Source organism: Acaryochloris marina S15 (genome assembly GCF_018336915.1).
GTDB classification, from domain to species: domain Bacteria; phylum Cyanobacteriota; class Cyanobacteriia; order Thermosynechococcales; family Thermosynechococcaceae; genus Acaryochloris; species Acaryochloris marina_A.
In genome coordinates this window covers 5,095,168-5,111,848 of the sequence record NZ_CP064923.1, presented here as the reverse complement: position 1 = coordinate 5,111,848, position 16,681 = coordinate 5,095,168, and the positions used below count along the sequence as shown (strand labels likewise).

The following is a 16,681-nucleotide window of genomic DNA, read 5'->3' as shown; positions in this document are numbered from 1 at the left end:
CAAGGAGAAGCACTCAAAAGATAGCCGTGATCCACCCTGGGATCTGGATATCCGTGCGCATAAAGGTATGAGTTGGGCAGAAATCTTTATCTATGGACTGGTGATTAGCCTGGGGGCTTCGGTCGGTAGCTTTTTGAATGTCGTAATTTATCGGCTACCCGAGGGCTTATCTTTACTCCATCCCCCCTCTCGCTGCCCTAAATGTCACACCCCACTGAAGCCTTATGACAATATCCCTGTTCTAGGTTGGCTGTGGCTTCAAGGCAAATGTCGCTATTGTAAAACCCCGATAGCTAGTCGGTATCCCTTAGTTGAAGCAGCCACAGCCTGCATGTTTCTGGGGATCTTCTTGGTTTTTGGCTATCAACTGCAAACCTTGGGTTATTGGCTGTTTGCCAGCGTGCTCATTTCCCTGGCTCTGATCGATTTAGATGTGATGTTACTGCCTAATCCCCTGACCCAGTTAGGTGTGATCTCAGGCATTACGTTTCAGACTCTAGTCGGCTGGCATCAAAATGGTCTTGTGGGGGCGGCCCAAGGGTTTACCTTCGGTGCTTTAGGCGTGATTGCGGGGATCTGGCTGATTGATGTGATTGGTTTCCTGGCCCACCTGGCTTTTGGCCGTGTCGCCATGGGCGGCGGCGATAGCAAACTGATGGCGATGATTGGTGCTTGGTTAGGATGGCGATATGTCTTGCTAACCCTATTTCTCTCCTGTCTAGTCGGTTCAATTGTGGGGCTAGGAGGTCGAACTTTTGGCAAGATCGGTCGATTTCAGTACATTCCTTTTGGCCCATTCCTCGTGCTGGGAGCATTGCTTTGCATGATGTGGGGGGCTCACATTTGGACGGGCTATCAGCAGGGGATTTTGTGGCTGTATGGCTGGATGGGAATTGAATTAGGGTGAGTTTTGGTCTCTTGCCCCCTGAGGTTGGGGCCAGACATGATAATCCCTAAACTCCGATGGAGAACCGGAGTATACTAGGTCCAAGGCTGTCGTTGCCTCAGGGGGGCTTGCCCTGTGGAATTGTCATGTAAATGTGAATATGCGGTGTTGGCGTTACTGTCCCTGGTGGATCACTACCCTCAAGGGGAGCCGCTACGAATCCGCCAAATTGCAGCCCAACAACATATTCCCGATCGATATTTAGAACAGCTCCTGGCAATCCTGCGTCGTTCAGGTTTAGTCTGCTCTCAGCGGGGGGCTCGCGGCGGATATTTATTGGCCCGTGAACCCTGGAAAATTACCCTTCTAGAAATCATTAACTGTATAGAAGGGAGAGACGCACAACCGAACGCCCTGCCTCAACCGGGACTGACGACGGAGAAAGCCGTGGTCCAGGAACTGTGGCAAGAAGCAGATCAGGCGGCGAGTCAGATCCTCAAGAATTGTACGTTGCAAGATCTTTGCGATCGCAGAGATGCTAAAAAACAAATTGACTTAATGTATTACATCTAAACTAAGGGCAGGCCTCAGTTGCCTGAGCTACGCTTCCCTCCTTGACCGAACTGATAAGCAGAGACTTTCACTATGCGTATTGCCCACGATATTACTGAACTGATTGGTAAAACGCCGCTCATTCAACTCAATCGCATTCCCAAGATGGAAGGGTGCCTTGCCAAAATTGTTATCAAGCTGGAGAGCCTCAATCCGTCCTCTTCAGTGAAAGATCGGATTGGTAGCAATATGATTGCTATTGCTGAAAAGCAAGGACTGATTCATCCTGGCATCACGGTATTGGTGGAACCCACCTCTGGTAATACGGGGATTGCCTTAGCAATGGTGGCGGCGGCCAAAGGCTATCGCCTGATTTTAACGATGCCGGAAACCATGAGTGCCGAGCGCCGGGCGATGCTGCGGGCCTATGGTGCTGAGTTGGAGCTGACCCCAGGCACAGAAGGGATGCGGGGCTGTATCGAACGGGCCCAGGAGCTAGTGGATACTCTCCCCAATGCCTATATGCTGCAGCAGTTTCGTAATCCAGCTAATCCCCAAATTCATCGCCAAACCACAGCAGAGGAGATTTGGGCCGATACCGATGGCAAAGTAGATTTCTTAATTGCCGGAGTGGGAACGGGGGGTACCTTGACCGGGGTGGCAGAAGTTTTAAAAGCTCGGAAGAAATCGTTTCAGGCGATCGCAGTGGAGCCGGAAGGCAGCCCGATCTTATCTGGCGGATCTCCCGGTCCCCACAAAATCCAAGGGATCGGCGCGGGATTTGTGCCTCCCGTTTTAAAAGTGGATCTGATTGATGAAGTGATTCTGGTCAATGATGACGATGCCATCGCTTATGGTCGGCGGTTAGCGCGGGAAGAAGGATTGCTCTCTGGGATCTCATCCGGCGCGGCTCTATGTGCTGCCATCCAAGTGGCGAAACGACCTGAAAATAAAGACAAATTGATTGTGATGATTCAGCCTAGCTTTGGTGAGCGCTATCTCAGTACACCCCTGTTCCATGATGCCGAATCTCATTAGCGGTTTGAATTTGTGCGTGCCGCCAGTATGAGTCAGCGGTGAGCAGGATAAGAGCTTGTAGTTCTTACCCTGCAAGTCAATTACATCTCGCGAACGATGGGAGTTCCGTCTTTAATCTCACCGATTAAGACAATATCGGTCATGCCCACGAAGATGCCGTTTTCCAGCACGCCCGGAATATTGTTGATGATTTTCTCCAGCTCAGGAGGATTGGGAATGGCGCTGAAGGTGACATCCAATACCATGTTGCCCTGGTCGGTAATCACGGGACCATCTTTTTTGATGCCCATGCGCAGTTCTGGCTTGCCGCCTAGCTTTTCTAAGGCTTTGACGACAGGGGCGATCGCCATGGGTAATACCTCTACAGGCACGGGGAAAGTCGATCCCAATTTATCGACAATTTTGGATTGATCCACCACCACAATAAATTGCTCGGCCAGGGAATCCACCACCTTCTCGCGGGTATGGGCAGCGCCTCCGCCTTTAATCAAATTTTTCTGAGGATCGACTTCGTCTGCTCCATCAATGCCGATATGAATCCGATCGACTTCATCCAGAGTAGTTAAGGGGATGCCATATTGCTTGGCCAATACGGAGGCTTGAAAGGAGGTGGGAATGCCTTTGATATCGGTTAATTCACCTGACTTAATCCGATCACCTAAAAACTGAATGGCAAATGCCGTGGTGGACCCGGTTCCCAACCCGATCACTGAGCCAGACTGAACCCGATCTGCTGCGGCTTTGCCCACCTGTTGTTTCATTAACTTAACGGGATCAACTGCGCTCATATCTGAACCTCCAAAAAAAAGCTGCTTGAGAAAACTCACGATTTCTAGCATGACCCAAAGCGGTCCCTCTGCCTAGCCCATTTCCCTTTAGGAATAGACCTTAAGAACCCTAAGAAGCCCATTTATCTCCGTTCACCGCTGCTGAGACTGGGGATGGATCGGATTCAGTGTATAGTAAAGGGGATGTTACAGAAAAAGCTTCATTCTCTTGATTAAGTGAAGGTTATGAGTTCCTTTGGATCTTCTTATACTCACCATCTAGAGCAACGTTGACATCAAAAGATAAGCTTCTTGTTCCAATTACATATTGAGCTGGGTTAGTGGGTTTTCTCCTCTAATTCACAGCGTTTTTCAGAACATTTTTGGTTGTCCTGTCATTCCTCCCTACCCCTATGCGACTTGTTTTTCTTGGCCCACCGGGTTCTGGCAAAAGTACCCAAGCAGCATCTTTGGCTGCCCGCTGGCGGATTCCCAGCCTGTCTACGGGGGATCTGTTGCGAGATGCGATGGCCAAAGGCCGGTTGGAAACCATCGCATCCCAATCTGACTTAGGTAAACAAGCCCAAGCCCAAATGGAAGCGGGAGAACTCGTGCCCGATCAGCTGATGGTTGACCTGATGCGGGAAAGCTTTGGCACGCCCGCCACCCAGCATGGATGGATTTTGGATGGGTTTCCTCGTAATCTGGCTCAGTCCCAGGCTCTGGATACCTTACTGCAAATTATGGGACAACCCTATGGGCAGGTGGTGTACTTTGATGTTCCCGAAAATAAACTCGTGGAGCGGATGCTAAAGCGAGGTCGACAGAATGATAGCGAAGACCTGATCCGACAGCGTTTGCAGGTTTATAACGAACAGACTGTCCCGTTAATTGACTTTTATCGGCGTCGCCAATGTTTGGTGGAAATTGATGGCAGTCTGTCTCCCCAAGAGATTACGAATGCGATTTCATCTGTGATTAAGCCCTTGGCCATCGTTTAGACAACAAGCCAGTATAATAGGTAAAAATACTTAAGAAATTGCAGCTTGGCGGCAATATCACCATTCAGCCTTGTCAGCTCATGTGTCTTCGGTTGAGATTAGCCTGAGATGACCTCAGGTCTAAGGATTGAAAAACTCCTAGAGCAATAAAGACAAAATGGTACGATAGCCAGGCTAGCCCGTTATAACTCTTCACATTGACCCATTTAAGGAACAGCTTCTATGTCAACATTCCCTATTAATTTAAAAGCTTATAAACCGCTTACCCTGGACGCTAGCAATCCCAAACTCACCCCAGAGCAACGGGATGCTCTTAAAGCGAATATTCAGCTTTGCCGTGATGCCATTGTATTTTTTACCGCTACTGGTGCAGCCAGAGGCGTGGGCGGACATACGGGTGGACCCTACGATACTGTCCCCGAAGTCATGATTTTGGATGCTCTCTTTCGGGGGAGTTCCGACAAGTATGTTCCTATCTTTTTTGACGAAGCTGGACACCGAGTCGCTACGCAATACTTGATGTCTACTTTAGAAGGCTCCTTGCCTGCTGAGCAGTTGATGAACTATCGGGGTGCCAACTCCACCTTGCCGGGACACCCTGAACTGGGTCTTACCCCTGGCGTTAAATTCAGCTCGGGTCGATTGGGACATATGTGGCCCTATGTGAATGGTGTTGCTCTCGCGAATCCTGGCAAAACGGCTTTCTGTTTAGGTTCAGACGGATCTCAACAAGAAGGCAATGACGCTGAAGCCGCTCGTTTAGCCGTTGCTCAGCAGATTAATGTCAAACTCCTAATTGATGATAACGACATCACTATTGCCGGTAGCCCTTCCGACTATCTGCCTGGTTTTAGCGTCAAAAAGACTTTAGAAGGTCATGGTCTCAAGGTTCTAGAAGGCGATGGCGAAGATGTTGACGGGCTCTACGCTCGCATTTGTGAAGCCATAAACACCCCCGGTCCCGTGGCTGTCATCAACAAGCGGGCTATGTGTGTGGGTATTGACGGCCTGGAAGGGTCTAACCACGGTCATGACGTGATTTCTGTGGATGCCGCCCTCAAGTATCTAGAGGCTCGCGGTCATTCTGATGCGGTTGCCAATCTGAAGAGCGTTGTCAAACCCAGTCAGGACTATACCTTCCTTGGGGCCTCTGAGAAGTACGACTCCAACCGTAACGTCTTCGGTGATGCCGTCGTTGACGTCCTCAGCGGCATGAGCGAAGACGACCGCAAGGCTAAGGTGCTCGTGGTAGATAGCGACCTAGAAGGGTCCTGTGGTCTCCACAAGATTCGGGCTGCTAACCCTGAAATCTTTATCAGTGGTGGTATTCAAGAGCGGGGTAACCTCTCTGCGGCTGCCGGTTTTGGGATGGCCAAAGGCAAGCAGGGCATTTTCGCCACCTTTAGTGCCTTTTTGGAGATGTGTATCTCTGAAATCACCATGGCCCGCTTGAACAAGTCCAACTTGCTCTGTCACTTCTCCCATGCGGGAATTGACGACATGGCGGATAATACCTGCCACTTCGGTATCAACAATATGTTTGCCGATAATGGTTTGGATGATGGTTACGAGACTCGGCTCTATTTCCCGGCTGATGCTAACCAGATGAAGGCCTGTGTGAAGTCGGTGTTTAACAATCCTGGTCTTCGGTTTATCTTCTCCACTCGCTCTAAGGTGCCTCTCCTTACAGATACCAAGGGTGGTGAGCTGTATGCAGGGAACTACACCTTTACCCCTGGTAAAGACGAAGTGGTCCGTGAAGGGACTGCGGGTTATATTGTCAGCTTTGGTGAAGCCCTCTATCGGTCTTTGGATGCTGTTGAGCGTCTGAAGAAAGAAGGCATTGATGTCGGTCTAATCAATAAGTCCACCCTCAATGTGGTGGATGAGGACATGATGAAAAAGATTGGAGCCACCTCTTTTGTGGTGGTGGTTGAGTCCTTCAACCGTCGGACTGGTCTAGGTAGCCGCTTTGGTTCTTGGTTGCTAGAGCGTGGTTTATCTCCTAAGTTTGCTTACTTGGGTACCCATGAAGAAGGTTGCGGTGGTCTTTGGGAGCAATTCCCTCACCAGGGAATTGACCCCGCTGGCATTATGAAGACCGTTAAGTCTCTCGCTAGCTAATCTCAATTAGATTCAATCTTGGAATATCTCCCTGGCTGATGTTGGGGAGATATTTTTTTACCCTTGCCGACATAAGCAATGGCTAATCTAAAAGTGCCATGGTTCAATCGCTTACCCTATCTTCTTAGCCAGATCAATAAATGCTTTTAATCGCGCGGGCACATGGCGCTTCGTCAGATAGTTAATGGTGTAACGGGGCAATGACGGAATGTATTGATCAAACAGCGTGACTAACTCGCCTGAAGCCATGAAAGTTTCGGCGGGCTTTCGATAAACATATGCCAGTCCTAGCCCAGCCTTGGCAAAATTGATCATCGACACCAAATCGTTGACGATCATGCGCGATTTGGGCGAGACGGTGTAATTTTTTTTACTTTTACCTTCCACAAATGACCACGGGGCCAGTCGATCTGTACCCCCAAAGCCAAAGCGTATGCCGTCATAGTCTGTGAGATCCGTCGGCTTTTTGGGGCTGCCGTTTTGCTCTAGATAGGTGGGAGAGGCGACCAGAGCCATGTCTAGTTTCGGACCAATTTCAACGGAGAAGGAGCCTTTCTGCACCAACGTTTGGGAGCGAATCGCTGCGTCAACACCAGACGCGACTAGATCGACTTTGTGATCGTCATACATGATTTCAAGATTGACGGCTGGATAGGTCGCACAGTATTTCGCGATCACCTCATCGAGAAAAAATGGAGAGCTGCTTCGGGGCGCTGACAGACGCAATGTGCCAGCAATTGTGTTTTGATCGTCGTTCAAATCATCCAGCGCACTGGCTAAATCAGTTAGAGCAGGCAGGCTTCTTTCAAACAGTTGTTCGCCTGCATAGGTCAAAGATATTTTTCGGGTGGTGCGCTCAATTAAGCGGACACCCAAACGTCTTTCAAGACGTTGGATCGTTTCACTGACCGACCCAACCCCAAGATTCAGATTGGCTGCCGCCGCACGAAACCCTTGCGCCCGTGCGACTTCCGCAAATACCCAGATATCATTCAGACTTGCATTTTTCATTGTTCATTTAACAGAGCAATCTGTTTTTTATAGTTCTATTTACAGTAACAATAAACTTGCCTATATTTGAGTGGTCGGGGTTCAAAAGTACGCAGATATTACTCCGGCCTTCAGAGATTCGCGAGCTTTATTTGATTTTTTGGGGCAGCTAGTCACGAGCGACTCCAAACAATTAAATAAGGCCGGATTTAACGTGTCCCCATATACAGAGAGGCGACTATGGCTGAAATAACAGAGATTTTTGTGTTGAAGATGAAAGATCCTCAGCGTGCTGCTGCCATCAGAGAGCGGGCGTGGGCAGATTTCACCTCCTTGGAAGGAGTTACCTCATGGAAAACCTATGTGACCATATCCCCTGATCGGCCCACACTCTTTGCGGAAATATATACGTTCCCCAATGAAGAAACCGCAAAACGAGTAACGCCACAATTTGCCGAACGTGAGCGGACCCAAGCGTTTCTGGCCGAAATTGAAGAGACGCTAGTCGGACAATATTTTACTGAATACTTACCTACTGAGGCATAGAACGATGAATGACATTGAAAAGCTCAAAGCTGCCCTCGACGAATGGAATGCAGCCCTAGATAGTGGTGATATTGAAAGATTGGTGGCAATTTGTGACCCAGACCTCATCATTTGTAACGAAAATTCTCCAACATCGATGGGTCTCCAGGCTCTGCGTGATAAGTATGCACCGCGTATAAAAGCGTTCACGTTTAAGTCTGAGGTTGAAATTGACGAAATCAAAATATTGGGTGATTTTGCAATTATGGTCACTCACTTTGACGTCAAGACGACTCATAAAGAAACTGGAGAGCAAGGAGGAGGTGCGGGCCGTTTAGTGATTGGTTATCGTCGTGATGAAGAGGGTGATTGGAAAATGGCACTAGATGTTGATAATAACGGCTAATACTTCTGGTTATGAGCAATATCTGGATATCAGTGGGGCGCATAGCTAACTTCCTGTACCAGTGCTTTCCTCAGTAAATTAGAGGAAATCAGGCTAAGAAGAGCCGTAAAAACAGCATTTACGGCTCCCAAACTACGTCAGTTATCATTTTTTGTCTCTAGTCCATGCTGCTTTGCAGACTCCAAGGAAATGTCTGGAAGATTGCGGAGCATGTCATCCCAAGTGGGGTGCGATGGCCGATGGCCGGTCAAAGACCATCGCAACGCCGATACAACAATAGGCAACGGCTCAGCCAGTACGGCAGGAAAGTCTGCCTCTTCTGCAAACTGTAGACTAAAGGCGAGCTTTTCCTGGGGTGGCGTAAATTGAGCATCGATACCTGGTTTATTGCCCCTCGCATCTACGCGATACCAACCTGTTTCTGGCAAATAAATGGCATTAAACCCATGCAAACTATAGGGTGCACCTTGGTCATCAATGCTGAGTCGCTGGTAACAAAATCCCACTGGGATATGGTTGGCTCGGAGGAGTGCGGCTAATAGATGACTTTTGGCAAAGCAGTAGCCTGTTTTGTGTTTGAGGACTTCAGAGGCGCGGCAGGTGACAGGATTCATCTGATAGTCAGAACTATGGCGAATCTGATCGCGGACCCATTCGAAGGATTGTTTGGCGATGGTCTTTGACCGGCTATTGGTCATTGCAGTTGATGATTCACAGCCTGATGCCAACTGATGAGCCAGTGCAACAATGTCAGGATGGTGCCAGTCAATAACCTCACTGGCTTTGAGATATTGCTCCATCTCATCGGTTACCATGCTTGACCTCTCACTGTGTTCTGATAGGTTCAATCTAAAGTCATAATCAAAATAGTACCTGTTTAGAAGAGTGATACTTAAATAAGACCTAATCTCGCTGAACCTGCTGTTCGGCTAGCCGAAAGTAATGATTGGTCCCATGGCAAGGCAAACAACTCCTATTGACCAACATCTAACACTTACGGGATAGTGCCAGTTCCGATGGTACTGAATTGCCAGGCCTGATTTTTTGAAGCTACTCCACCCATTAGAAAAGTCGTTGACCAATTATTTTTCGCCCAAGCAACTCCAGAAGAACCAAATCTCCTAGAGTTGCTGAAGTTCATTCTAATCAATGACATTATCGATAAATCTCAGGCCTGAGTTTGCTATCAATTAGCATCACAATTTAGAAATGATGTCCGCCATGATGGACGCGGAACCTTTTCCAGTGACAATGCCGCTTGAACTTCACGATTTTACGGCCATGGTGATAGAAGACGACTGGGCGCTTGAAGCAGACCCACTTTTTGCGCCAGCGTACTCGACGAATTCTATGTCTTTTTCGCCACCGAGATCGCCATCGGGAAGCCACTAATGTGCTTTCAACTTGCTCCGAAGTTTCAGGCTGTTGTCCAACCGATGGAGAGAAGGCATTCGCTTGAGGGATAGCGAGTGTAGTTGTGGTTGCTGCCATTACACCTAGCAGGGTAACTTTTATTGGCTTTAGCATGATGGATTCCTCCAACAGAAATCAAATTTAGAACGTTGACTGATTGATCAGAGATTCTCCAGATGAAGCCATTTTGAGTTCTCTGTTTATTAGTAATAGATAACCGAGAAACTTGCTTTCAATCTGTTTGTCTCTCTTCTTACAAGGTATCGGTAAAGTCTTTCTGTTTATCTAACCTGGATCACATCAACAACGTGATACTTCTTGTTTTTAAACGTGATCTTTAACAGCGATATGAGTCTAAAAGGTTCTAAGGGATTTCTGGAAAGCTTTCAGATATAGGCTTGCAGCTGTATTTTTTTCCTGCTTCTATAGTATGCTCCTATCTTTTTGATATACTCGGGCCAGTATTTACAACATAAAAGTGAGCTATATCTATCTTTGTCAGAACTCATATATATTGTCTTGATAGACTAGGCCTAGAATGAAGAAATATTTCTTTGCTTTTTTCTTTTGTAGATTTTACATACAAAGATCAAATGTTGATTGCAAGTATTAGATCAGCTCTCTATTACCTAAAGAATCTAGGCCTGTTTTAATAACCTGGATAAAAAGTAGGATGACTCTACCCCATCTTGAAGTAATCGATGAGTCCTCTCACTGATCTACCGTGTGTGTATTACAGGATGTGCCTGGTATCGAGATTGATGGTGAATCTGATCGCCGACTCGTTGGCAGGTGTTGTATGCGATGGTCTTTGACCGGCCTGCCTCCAGAGAAGGAGCTTCGCTAACGGCCATCGCACTCAATGCTTCACAGATTGAAGCTAAGTGATTGGTCAGGGCAACAATGTCAGGATGATGCTAGTCAATGATCTCACTAGCTGCGATATATTGCTCCATATCAACGGCTACCATTCTCTAACTCTTACTGAATTCTGATAAGTTCAATCTAACGCCACAACAATGAAAGTATCTGTTTGGAACAGTGAGACTCAATCTCTTAATCATTGCAGAGTAGGCAATATGCTGCCCATTATATGGACGATCACCCAATCCTAGAGTCCAGTATCAGTACACGGGTGCTGACGCCTACTGATGCAGAAGTATATCGTTCAGTGCGCCTGCGTGCACTCCATGAACGGCCTCCAGCTTTTGGTTCCCTCCCCGAAACAGAACCCAATCTCGCTGAAACTGCTGTTCGACTAGCCGAGAGTGAGGATCGTTGCTTCTTTGGTGCCTTTCAAGGCAAACAGCTCCTCGGCATTGTTCGATTGTCTCGCTATGAAGCCGCTAACGAAAAACATCGTGCTTATCTGGCGGGCCTTTATGTCCTACCCGACTTTCGTAGACGTGGCTGTGGCAGAGCGCTGGTGAGTCAAGCCTTACATCGAGCAGCGATGATTGCTGGCATCAGGCGGGTCAACTTAACGGTTGTCACCCAACAAAAAAGTGCCATTCGCCTTTACCAATCTTTTGACTTCCATATCTACGGTACAGAGCCGGAAACCTTTATCAAAGATGGACAATTCTATGATGAGTACTTGATGACTTTGGAACTGAATGCTGACTCTTGACGAGGTTTAATCCCTCAACCGTTATGTTGGACTCTCGATTCAGATCATGGCAAGGGTCAAGAACCGACTTTCTTCGCTTCAGGAATGAGGTTGAACAATATCAATTAGGCCATCAGCCCAGCCACTCAAAGGTAAAACCATTCACTGTTGCCGAGCTGCGATCACTATTTTGGCGCAGGCTTCGGCATCTGAAAGGGCTTGGTGGTGCTGTAATGGGATATCTAAGAAGTCACAAACGTTGGGTAATTTTGTCGGTCGAATGTTCCATACTTCCCGAGCAAGCTGGACGGTACAGAGAAAAGGGAGCGGTAAGGGATCTAACTCTGCTATCTGGCAACATGCATTGAGAACTGACCGATCAAAATTGGCATTGTGGGCCGCGACAAAGTCACTACCAGCAAATTTAGGTTGAAGATTTGGCCACAGCTCGGCAAAGGTTGGATGATGTTTTACATCTGACCAGGTAATGCCGTGAATATGAGTGAATTGAAATTTCTGACGTGGGGGGCGGATTAAGAAGTGGGAGCGATCAACAATCTGGTCATCTTCTACGCGGATTACGCCAATGGCACAAGCACTATCTCTTTGATAATCTGCTGTTTCAAAATCAATGGCGACAAAGTTGCCTGATGTTGCCTTGGTGCTCATAGCCGTGGGAGATCTGTGACAGCCACCTCATTGTAAAGAAGACTCTGGGTTTAACCAATGTCCAACTCCTGTTTGGAGGATGTAGCCATAGATTACAGCAATTTTTCATTGGCAGGTGCCTAGTAGATCTGCCATGTTCACATTTATATTTCGATTTTGAGACAGCAAAAGATTGCCTAGAAGAGTTTTTACTGGTGCTCCTGCAATGTCAAGACTGCCGTCTGAGTAGTTACCATTTATCCTTGTAAATGTAGATATTTAGCCGAGTGTGAATGGCTCATCTCTACCATAAATGAGTTTCAAACATTTATGTTCTAATTAATCCGTATATCTACACAACGCTTTGGGGGAGAGCATAACTGTGAGAAAACACGATGACAAATTTATTATTGCAGTTGAGCTATTTGCATAAGATCTGGGTAAAACTTGCTTATGTCGGGGTTGTTGTTTGTGCAAATACTAGTTTGCTATCTGATGGCATTGCTCAATCAGTTGAACATACAAGTCCAGCCCAGCCAGCATTGATAAACACTATCCAAGCACCTTTGGTTACGGAAGATGACAGGGCACGTGGAGAAACCGAGTCTTTGGGTATTGTTACCCCAAACTTCTCTGAGGCTTTTGGAAAGCTCGAAAAAGGTTCTTCTGCAGCTGATGTTGTTGCATTTGGTCGTGCCTCAAGTAATTGTGGGTTGAGTATACTAGAGGCTCAGCTCAGCTTCTAACCTACCCATGCAATGCCCACTATGCGGTCATTCCAAAGCACACAAGCATGGCAAGATGCCCAACATGCTTCAACGATACCGTTGTCCTGAGTGCCAGCAGACCTTTACTGAACGCTTTGATACCCTTTACTATCGTCGTCAGGTGAGTCCAGAGCAGGTCCGACAAGTCCTCCAAGCCCATGCAGAAGGGAGTAGTCTTCGAGGTATCACTCGGACCAGTGGCCTAGCTTACAACACTGTAGTCTCTCTAGTAAGAGCTGCTAGCCAACGATCTCAGCAACTCCATAATGGCCAAGTGCAAGCCGTTGAAACGGAGGATGTCAGTGCAGATGAAATGTGGTCCTTTGTGAAAAAAAGCAAAAACACTGTCTTCCCCATGAGCTAGAGATGGGTGATTGTTGGATGGCGATTACCTTGGCAAACACAAGCGGCGTGATCCTCTCGTGTCGTGTGGGCAAGCACACCGATTCATTATTGAATGAACTGGTGACTAGCACTGAAGGTAAGACCGATTGCAAGGACTGGAATAGCGACGATTGGGGGGGGTACGAAAGAGTGTTGCCTTGGGAGATTGACCATTACATTGGCAAGGACAGAACTCAACGACTCGAACGCACCAATGGCATTATTCGGCAGCACAGTGGTCGATGGCATCGACGCCAGAACAAATTTGGCAAAGTGTGGGCGCAAACCAAAGTCACTGCTCGATTAGTGGTCAGCTATTTCAATTGGATTTGGACACACAGTCGGCTTAAAACAACGGCGGCACAACGTGCTGATCTAGCCTCGCGAGCTTGGCATTGGGATGACATACTCACCTACCCCACAATTGTTTGATGCACGACCTTGCATTTCTAGGTCCCCCAAAAAGTAAAGGCAAAAAGCAGTTCTGGGGGGGAGGGCCTACTTTTCGCTATGCACAATATTGGGAATACCCTCAACAGGGTATTGCCTTACTCATGGTCTCTGATACTCAAGACAGTCCCCAACGTGTTTATGACATTTCTATAAAGTCACCTTCACAACTGCAAACGAAGCTTGGGCTTAAGATTGGTGATTCAAAACAAACGTTTCTTGAACTCTATGGTGACGGTAGGATGTGTGGTCCAAGGATAACTGAACTCTCAAGTCATGGGATATGTGGAGAGGGGGCTAGAGATGAAGTGTACAATGGCCAGTCACCCATATATGTATCTGAAGATCATCATGTCGGTGGTTTGATTAAGTACTACGGGGGCTTTTTCATTTGGATTGATCAAGGTCGTGTGAAAGAGATGATCATTGCGGGTGGTGTTGGATAACAAATGCCTTTGCGATTGCCTTCTTCTAGTTGGGAATAATAGCTCTAGTGATAGCGTCCTATCAAGCAGCTCAGGCACTTCCTTCTCAACATGTCTCACAGCATTCCCCTTCATAATTAATTGACCGATCGCAGACTTAACCAAAATCGGCTCTCCGGTAATTAGCGTGGTGACACCCTACATATAGTGTTTATTCCTTAGTCATCTCCTATGGAATGATCTGAGGAGGTACTTCAGAACGAGAGTGTCATGGATAACTCAATTCGCATTCCCCTCAACCTTCCCGATGTTCAAGTTCTAGAGCTATCGAAGACGGAACGAGGGGATTGGCTGATCAAAATTGAGAGTACTCTGCAAGGAACAACCTGCCACAAATGTGGACATGAGATTACTGACCTTCACTGCCATGATCAGGCTCTTCGAATTCGTCACTTGCCATTGTTCGAAGTACCAGTGTATTTAGAAATTCGGCCCAAGCGCTATCGATGCGGGTATTGCGATGACCATCCCACAACAACTCAACGCTTAGAATGGCATGAACCTCGTAGTCCCAATACCAAAGCTTATGAGCATTGGCTTCTGCGTATCCTGATCAACTCAACGGTCTCAGATGTTGCTAGGAAACTAGGCGTTAGTGAGGATGTCGTCAGTGGCACCATTGATCGCTGGATTGCCTGTCAAGTTGACTGGAGCGAATATTTAGACCTCCAAGTCATCGGGATTGATGAGATTTCTCTGAAAAGAGGCCACCGTGATTTTGTAGTTTTGATCACGATTCCTACCACAGGCGGAGTCGACATATTGGCAGTTCTGGCTGACCGTAAACAACAGACCGTTGCAAATTTCCTTCAATCGATTCCCCTTCATTTACGCCAAACCATTGAGCGGGTTTGTACTGATATGTATCAAGGATTTGTCAGTGCAGTCCGTGAACAACTCCCTCAAACAAAAGTTGTCATTGACCGCTTTCATGTGGCCAAAGCCTATCGTAATTGTGCCGATACGGTTCGTAAACGGGAGGTCAAACGTCTACGCCAAGAACTCCCTAAGCAAGACTATGACAGTATCAAAGGTGCGATGTGGGCCTTTCGAAAACGGCCTGAGAATCTCCAGGAGTCAGAACAACAGTTGCTTGAGCGAGTGTTTGCTTATTCTCCTGAGATGAAGCAGGCCTACAAACTCCGAGAGGAATTGACACAGATATTTGAGGGTAGGTACACCAAAAACGGAGCTAAATGTGCCATCCGGGCTTGGTGTAAACGAGTCCTCAAAAGTGACATCAAGGATTTTGAGAGTTTCCTGACCACTGTCAACAATTGGATGGATGAGATGACCAACTATTTTCTGGAGGGATGGACCAGTGGCTTTGTCGAAGGATTTAACAACCGAGTTAAGGTCCTAAAAAGACGATGCTACGGTATTTTCGATATTGAAAGGCTCTTCCAAAGGATTTCGCTTGACCTCAATGGGTATCAGACTTTTGCCTTGACCTAAACACTATATCTAGCGGCTACCACGCTAATTCCCAGAGAGCCCCAAAATCTATTCGTTTTGTGTTTTAGTTTTCTGTCCTCATCAGTGAAACTATTGGTTAGAAGCTAGTAACTGGTAGGCTACGAATATAGTCCTGCAAAACAGCATTGATTACCTATGACTGACGCTAGCACTTCAGAGACACGTCGCATTTTGGTATTAGGCGGCACAGGTACGATTGGGCGAGCCACCGTTGCCGCGTTGGTGAAGCGCGGTTACAAAGTTGTTTGTATTTCTCGACAACAGGCGGGGGTTGGCGGGCAATTAACCCAAGAAAAAACTGCCCAGCTTCTACAAGGTGCTGAGGTATGCTTCGGCGATGTCAAAGATCCTAAGTTCCTTGCTGAGCAAGTTTTCCGTAATCAACCGTTCTATGGAGTGGTATCCTGCTTGGCCTCACGGACAGGAGAGCCAGATGACACCTGGGCCATTGACTATCAAGCCCATATGGACGTTCTCTCCTTGGCGAAAGAATCTGAGGTGAAGCAGATAGTGCTGTTGTCAGCCATCTGTGTGCAAAAGCCGCGCCTTGCGTTTCAACATGCCAAGCTTGCCTTTGAAAAAGCCCTGAGAGAATCCGGGCTAATCTATTCCATTGTCCGACCCACCGCCTACTTCAAATCCCTAGCTGGGCAGGTGGCCAAGATTCAGAACGGGAAGCCGTTTTATCTGTTTGGTGATGGTAAATTGACCGCTTGCAAACCGATCAGTGATCCAGATTTAGCAGCCTACATTGTGGATTGTCTAGAAGACGCTTCACTGCAAAACAAAATTCTGCCGATCGGCGGGCCTGGACCTGCTCTTACGCCTTTAGAACAAGGAGAATACCTGTTTAAACTGCTGGACTGCCCACCTCGCTTCAAAAGCGTACCGCCTGGAATCTTGAGTGGGGCAGCGACGTTGATGGGCGGGGTTGCCAAGATTGTGCCGAGTTTGGTTGTCAAAGCTGAGTTAGCACGCATCGGACATTACTATGCCACAGAATCGATGTTGGTGCTAGATACCGAGACGGGGCTTTACGATGCTGATGCAACCCCTGAAACAGGCACAGATACTCTATTTGAGTATTATCAGCGCCTTGTTGACGGCAGCGAAGCCGCTGAACGGGGTGACTTCGCCGTATTCTAAGCTAATTGTTGCCC

19 protein-coding genes are annotated in these 16,681 nt (G+C 47.5%); 13 read left to right on the top strand and 6 right to left on the bottom strand.

The window, feature by feature from the left end:
- Positions 1 to 67 precede the first annotated feature (67 nt).
- The 3 genes from I1H34_RS23340 to cysK all read left to right on the top strand — a co-directional run bounded on the left by I1H34_RS23340 (position 68) and on the right by cysK (position 2,476).
- Positions 68 to 907, top strand: coding sequence for a prepilin peptidase (locus tag I1H34_RS23340; protein WP_212663285.1), 840 nt, complete (start codon positions 68 to 70; stop codon positions 905 to 907).
- A gap of 114 nt (positions 908 to 1,021) precedes the next feature.
- Positions 1,022 to 1,459 carry an RrF2 family transcriptional regulator gene (locus I1H34_RS23335; RefSeq protein WP_212663284.1) on the top strand — a complete coding sequence of 146 codons (438 nt, stop codon included), beginning with the start codon at positions 1,022 to 1,024 and terminating at the stop codon, positions 1,457 to 1,459.
- Between the two features lie 72 nt (positions 1,460 to 1,531).
- The gene (gene cysK, locus I1H34_RS23330) at positions 1,532 to 2,476 is read left to right on the top strand and encodes a cysteine synthase A (protein ID WP_212663283.1); all 945 of its coding nucleotides are present in this window, start codon (positions 1,532 to 1,534) and stop codon (positions 2,474 to 2,476) included.
- A gap of 80 nt (positions 2,477 to 2,556) precedes the next feature.
- Here the strand turns inward: cysK and rpiA are convergent, their stop codons facing one another.
- On the bottom strand, positions 2,557 to 3,264 hold the full coding sequence (gene rpiA, locus I1H34_RS23325; protein ID WP_212663282.1) for a ribose-5-phosphate isomerase RpiA: 708 nt from the start codon (positions 3,262 to 3,264) through the stop codon (positions 2,557 to 2,559).
- 392 nt (positions 3,265 to 3,656) lie between these two features.
- Between rpiA and I1H34_RS23320 the strand changes: the two genes are divergently transcribed.
- A complete protein-coding gene (locus I1H34_RS23320) occupies positions 3,657 to 4,244 on the top strand; it encodes an adenylate kinase (protein WP_212663281.1) in 588 nt (195 codons plus the stop codon).
- A gap of 222 nt (positions 4,245 to 4,466) precedes the next feature.
- Entirely contained in the window at positions 4,467 to 6,368 is a 1,902-nt protein-coding gene (locus tag I1H34_RS23315; protein WP_212663280.1) for a transketolase C-terminal domain-containing protein, read from the top strand.
- Between the two features lie 111 nt (positions 6,369 to 6,479).
- On the opposite strand, the gene I1H34_RS23310 is transcribed toward I1H34_RS23315, so the two are convergent.
- Positions 6,480 to 7,379 (bottom strand): LysR family transcriptional regulator, encoded by a 900-nt coding sequence (locus tag I1H34_RS23310; RefSeq protein WP_212663279.1) that lies wholly within the window; start codon positions 7,377 to 7,379, stop codon positions 6,480 to 6,482.
- Positions 7,380 to 7,598: 219 nt separating this feature from the next.
- Between I1H34_RS23310 and I1H34_RS23305 the strand changes: the two genes are divergently transcribed.
- Both I1H34_RS23305 and I1H34_RS23300 read left to right on the top strand, forming a co-directional pair.
- A complete protein-coding gene (locus tag I1H34_RS23305) occupies positions 7,599 to 7,904 on the top strand; it encodes a hypothetical protein (protein ID WP_212663278.1) in 306 nt (101 codons plus the stop codon).
- A gap of 4 nt (positions 7,905 to 7,908) precedes the next feature.
- The gene (locus tag I1H34_RS23300) at positions 7,909 to 8,289 is read left to right on the top strand and encodes a YybH family protein (protein WP_212663277.1); all 381 of its coding nucleotides are present in this window, start codon (positions 7,909 to 7,911) and stop codon (positions 8,287 to 8,289) included.
- Between the two features lie 137 nt (positions 8,290 to 8,426).
- Here the strand turns inward: I1H34_RS23300 and I1H34_RS23295 are convergent, their stop codons facing one another.
- The 3 genes from I1H34_RS23295 to I1H34_RS32805 all read right to left on the bottom strand — a co-directional run bounded on the left by I1H34_RS23295 (position 8,427) and on the right by I1H34_RS32805 (position 10,556).
- Positions 8,427 to 9,089 (bottom strand): transglutaminase-like domain-containing protein, encoded by a 663-nt coding sequence (locus tag I1H34_RS23295; RefSeq protein WP_212666407.1) that lies wholly within the window; start codon positions 9,087 to 9,089, stop codon positions 8,427 to 8,429.
- 403 nt (positions 9,090 to 9,492) lie between these two features.
- Entirely contained in the window at positions 9,493 to 9,816 is a 324-nt protein-coding gene (locus I1H34_RS23290; protein ID WP_212663276.1) for a hypothetical protein, read from the bottom strand.
- 605 nt (positions 9,817 to 10,421) lie between these two features.
- Positions 10,422 to 10,556 carry a hypothetical protein gene (locus I1H34_RS32805; RefSeq protein WP_255801351.1) on the bottom strand — a complete coding sequence of 45 codons (135 nt, stop codon included), beginning with the start codon at positions 10,554 to 10,556 and terminating at the stop codon, positions 10,422 to 10,424.
- Between the two features lie 239 nt (positions 10,557 to 10,795).
- On the opposite strand from I1H34_RS32805, the gene I1H34_RS23285 reads away from it, so the two are divergent.
- Positions 10,796 to 11,332: a GNAT family N-acetyltransferase gene (locus I1H34_RS23285; RefSeq protein WP_212663275.1), complete on the top strand. Its 537-nt coding sequence runs from the start codon at positions 10,796 to 10,798 to the stop codon at positions 11,330 to 11,332.
- A gap of 141 nt (positions 11,333 to 11,473) precedes the next feature.
- On the opposite strand, the gene I1H34_RS23280 is transcribed toward I1H34_RS23285, so the two are convergent.
- A complete protein-coding gene (locus I1H34_RS23280; protein WP_212663274.1) occupies positions 11,474 to 11,980 on the bottom strand; it encodes a 3'-5' exonuclease in 507 nt (168 codons plus the stop codon).
- A gap of 374 nt (positions 11,981 to 12,354) precedes the next feature.
- Here I1H34_RS23280 and I1H34_RS23275 point away from each other — a divergent pair, with 374 nt between their 5' ends.
- From I1H34_RS23275 to I1H34_RS23255, 5 genes are all read left to right on the top strand, one after another.
- Positions 12,355 to 12,705: a hypothetical protein gene (locus tag I1H34_RS23275; RefSeq protein WP_212663273.1), complete on the top strand. Its 351-nt coding sequence runs from the start codon at positions 12,355 to 12,357 to the stop codon at positions 12,703 to 12,705.
- A gap of 7 nt (positions 12,706 to 12,712) precedes the next feature.
- Positions 12,713 to 13,542, top strand: a protein-coding gene (locus I1H34_RS23270; RefSeq protein ID WP_212662238.1) for an IS1 family transposase whose coding sequence is annotated in 2 segments (ribosomal slippage) — positions 12,713 to 13,054 and positions 13,057 to 13,542 — 828 coding nt in all. Because the reading frame shifts where the segments join, the coding sequence is not laid out codon by codon here.
- On the top strand, positions 13,542 to 14,006 hold the full coding sequence (locus I1H34_RS23265) for a hypothetical protein (RefSeq protein ID WP_212663272.1): 465 nt from the start codon (positions 13,542 to 13,544) through the stop codon (positions 14,004 to 14,006). The genes I1H34_RS23270 and I1H34_RS23265 overlap by 1 nt, the downstream gene beginning before the upstream one ends.
- A gap of 249 nt (positions 14,007 to 14,255) precedes the next feature.
- Positions 14,256 to 15,500 (top strand): ISL3 family transposase, encoded by a 1,245-nt coding sequence (locus I1H34_RS23260; RefSeq protein ID WP_212663271.1) that lies wholly within the window; start codon positions 14,256 to 14,258, stop codon positions 15,498 to 15,500.
- 156 nt (positions 15,501 to 15,656) lie between these two features.
- Complete coding sequence (locus tag I1H34_RS23255; protein ID WP_212663270.1) at positions 15,657 to 16,667, top strand: NAD(P)H-binding protein; 1,011 nt, start codon at positions 15,657 to 15,659, stop codon at positions 16,665 to 16,667.
- Positions 16,668 to 16,681: the final 14 nt, after the last annotated feature.

Bases quoted from the DNA above. Each gene is read 5' to 3' on its own strand.
- I1H34_RS23260 (WP_212663271.1), top strand. From the start codon at position 14,256: ATGGATAACTCAATTCGCATTCCCCTCAACCTTCCCGATGTTCAAGTT.
- I1H34_RS23280 (WP_212663274.1), bottom strand. From the start codon at position 11,980: ATGAGCACCAAGGCAACATCAGGCAACTTTGTCGCCATTGATTTTGAA.
- I1H34_RS23305 (WP_212663278.1), top strand. From the start codon at position 7,599: ATGGCTGAAATAACAGAGATTTTTGTGTTGAAGATGAAAGATCCTCAG.
- I1H34_RS23320 (WP_212663281.1), top strand. From the start codon at position 3,657: ATGCGACTTGTTTTTCTTGGCCCACCGGGTTCTGGCAAAAGTACCCAA.
- cysK (WP_212663283.1), top strand. From the start codon at position 1,532: ATGCGTATTGCCCACGATATTACTGAACTGATTGGTAAAACGCCGCTC.
- rpiA (WP_212663282.1), bottom strand. From the start codon at position 3,264: ATGAGCGCAGTTGATCCCGTTAAGTTAATGAAACAACAGGTGGGCAAA.
- I1H34_RS23275 (WP_212663273.1), top strand. From the start codon at position 12,355: ATGACAAATTTATTATTGCAGTTGAGCTATTTGCATAAGATCTGGGTA.
- I1H34_RS23310 (WP_212663279.1), bottom strand. From the start codon at position 7,379: ATGAAAAATGCAAGTCTGAATGATATCTGGGTATTTGCGGAAGTCGCA.
- I1H34_RS23295 (WP_212666407.1), bottom strand. From the start codon at position 9,089: ATGGAGCAATATCTCAAAGCCAGTGAGGTTATTGACTGGCACCATCCT.
- I1H34_RS23285 (WP_212663275.1), top strand. From the start codon at position 10,796: ATGGACGATCACCCAATCCTAGAGTCCAGTATCAGTACACGGGTGCTG.
- I1H34_RS23340 (WP_212663285.1), top strand. From the start codon at position 68: ATGAGTTGGGCAGAAATCTTTATCTATGGACTGGTGATTAGCCTGGGG.
- I1H34_RS23265 (WP_212663272.1), top strand. From the start codon at position 13,542: ATGCACGACCTTGCATTTCTAGGTCCCCCAAAAAGTAAAGGCAAAAAG.
- I1H34_RS23300 (WP_212663277.1), top strand. From the start codon at position 7,909: ATGAATGACATTGAAAAGCTCAAAGCTGCCCTCGACGAATGGAATGCA.
- I1H34_RS23255 (WP_212663270.1), top strand. From the start codon at position 15,657: ATGACTGACGCTAGCACTTCAGAGACACGTCGCATTTTGGTATTAGGC.
- I1H34_RS32805 (WP_255801351.1), bottom strand. From the start codon at position 10,556: ATGGCCGTTAGCGAAGCTCCTTCTCTGGAGGCAGGCCGGTCAAAGACC.
- I1H34_RS23290 (WP_212663276.1), bottom strand. From the start codon at position 9,816: ATGCTAAAGCCAATAAAAGTTACCCTGCTAGGTGTAATGGCAGCAACC.
- I1H34_RS23315 (WP_212663280.1), top strand. From the start codon at position 4,467: ATGTCAACATTCCCTATTAATTTAAAAGCTTATAAACCGCTTACCCTG.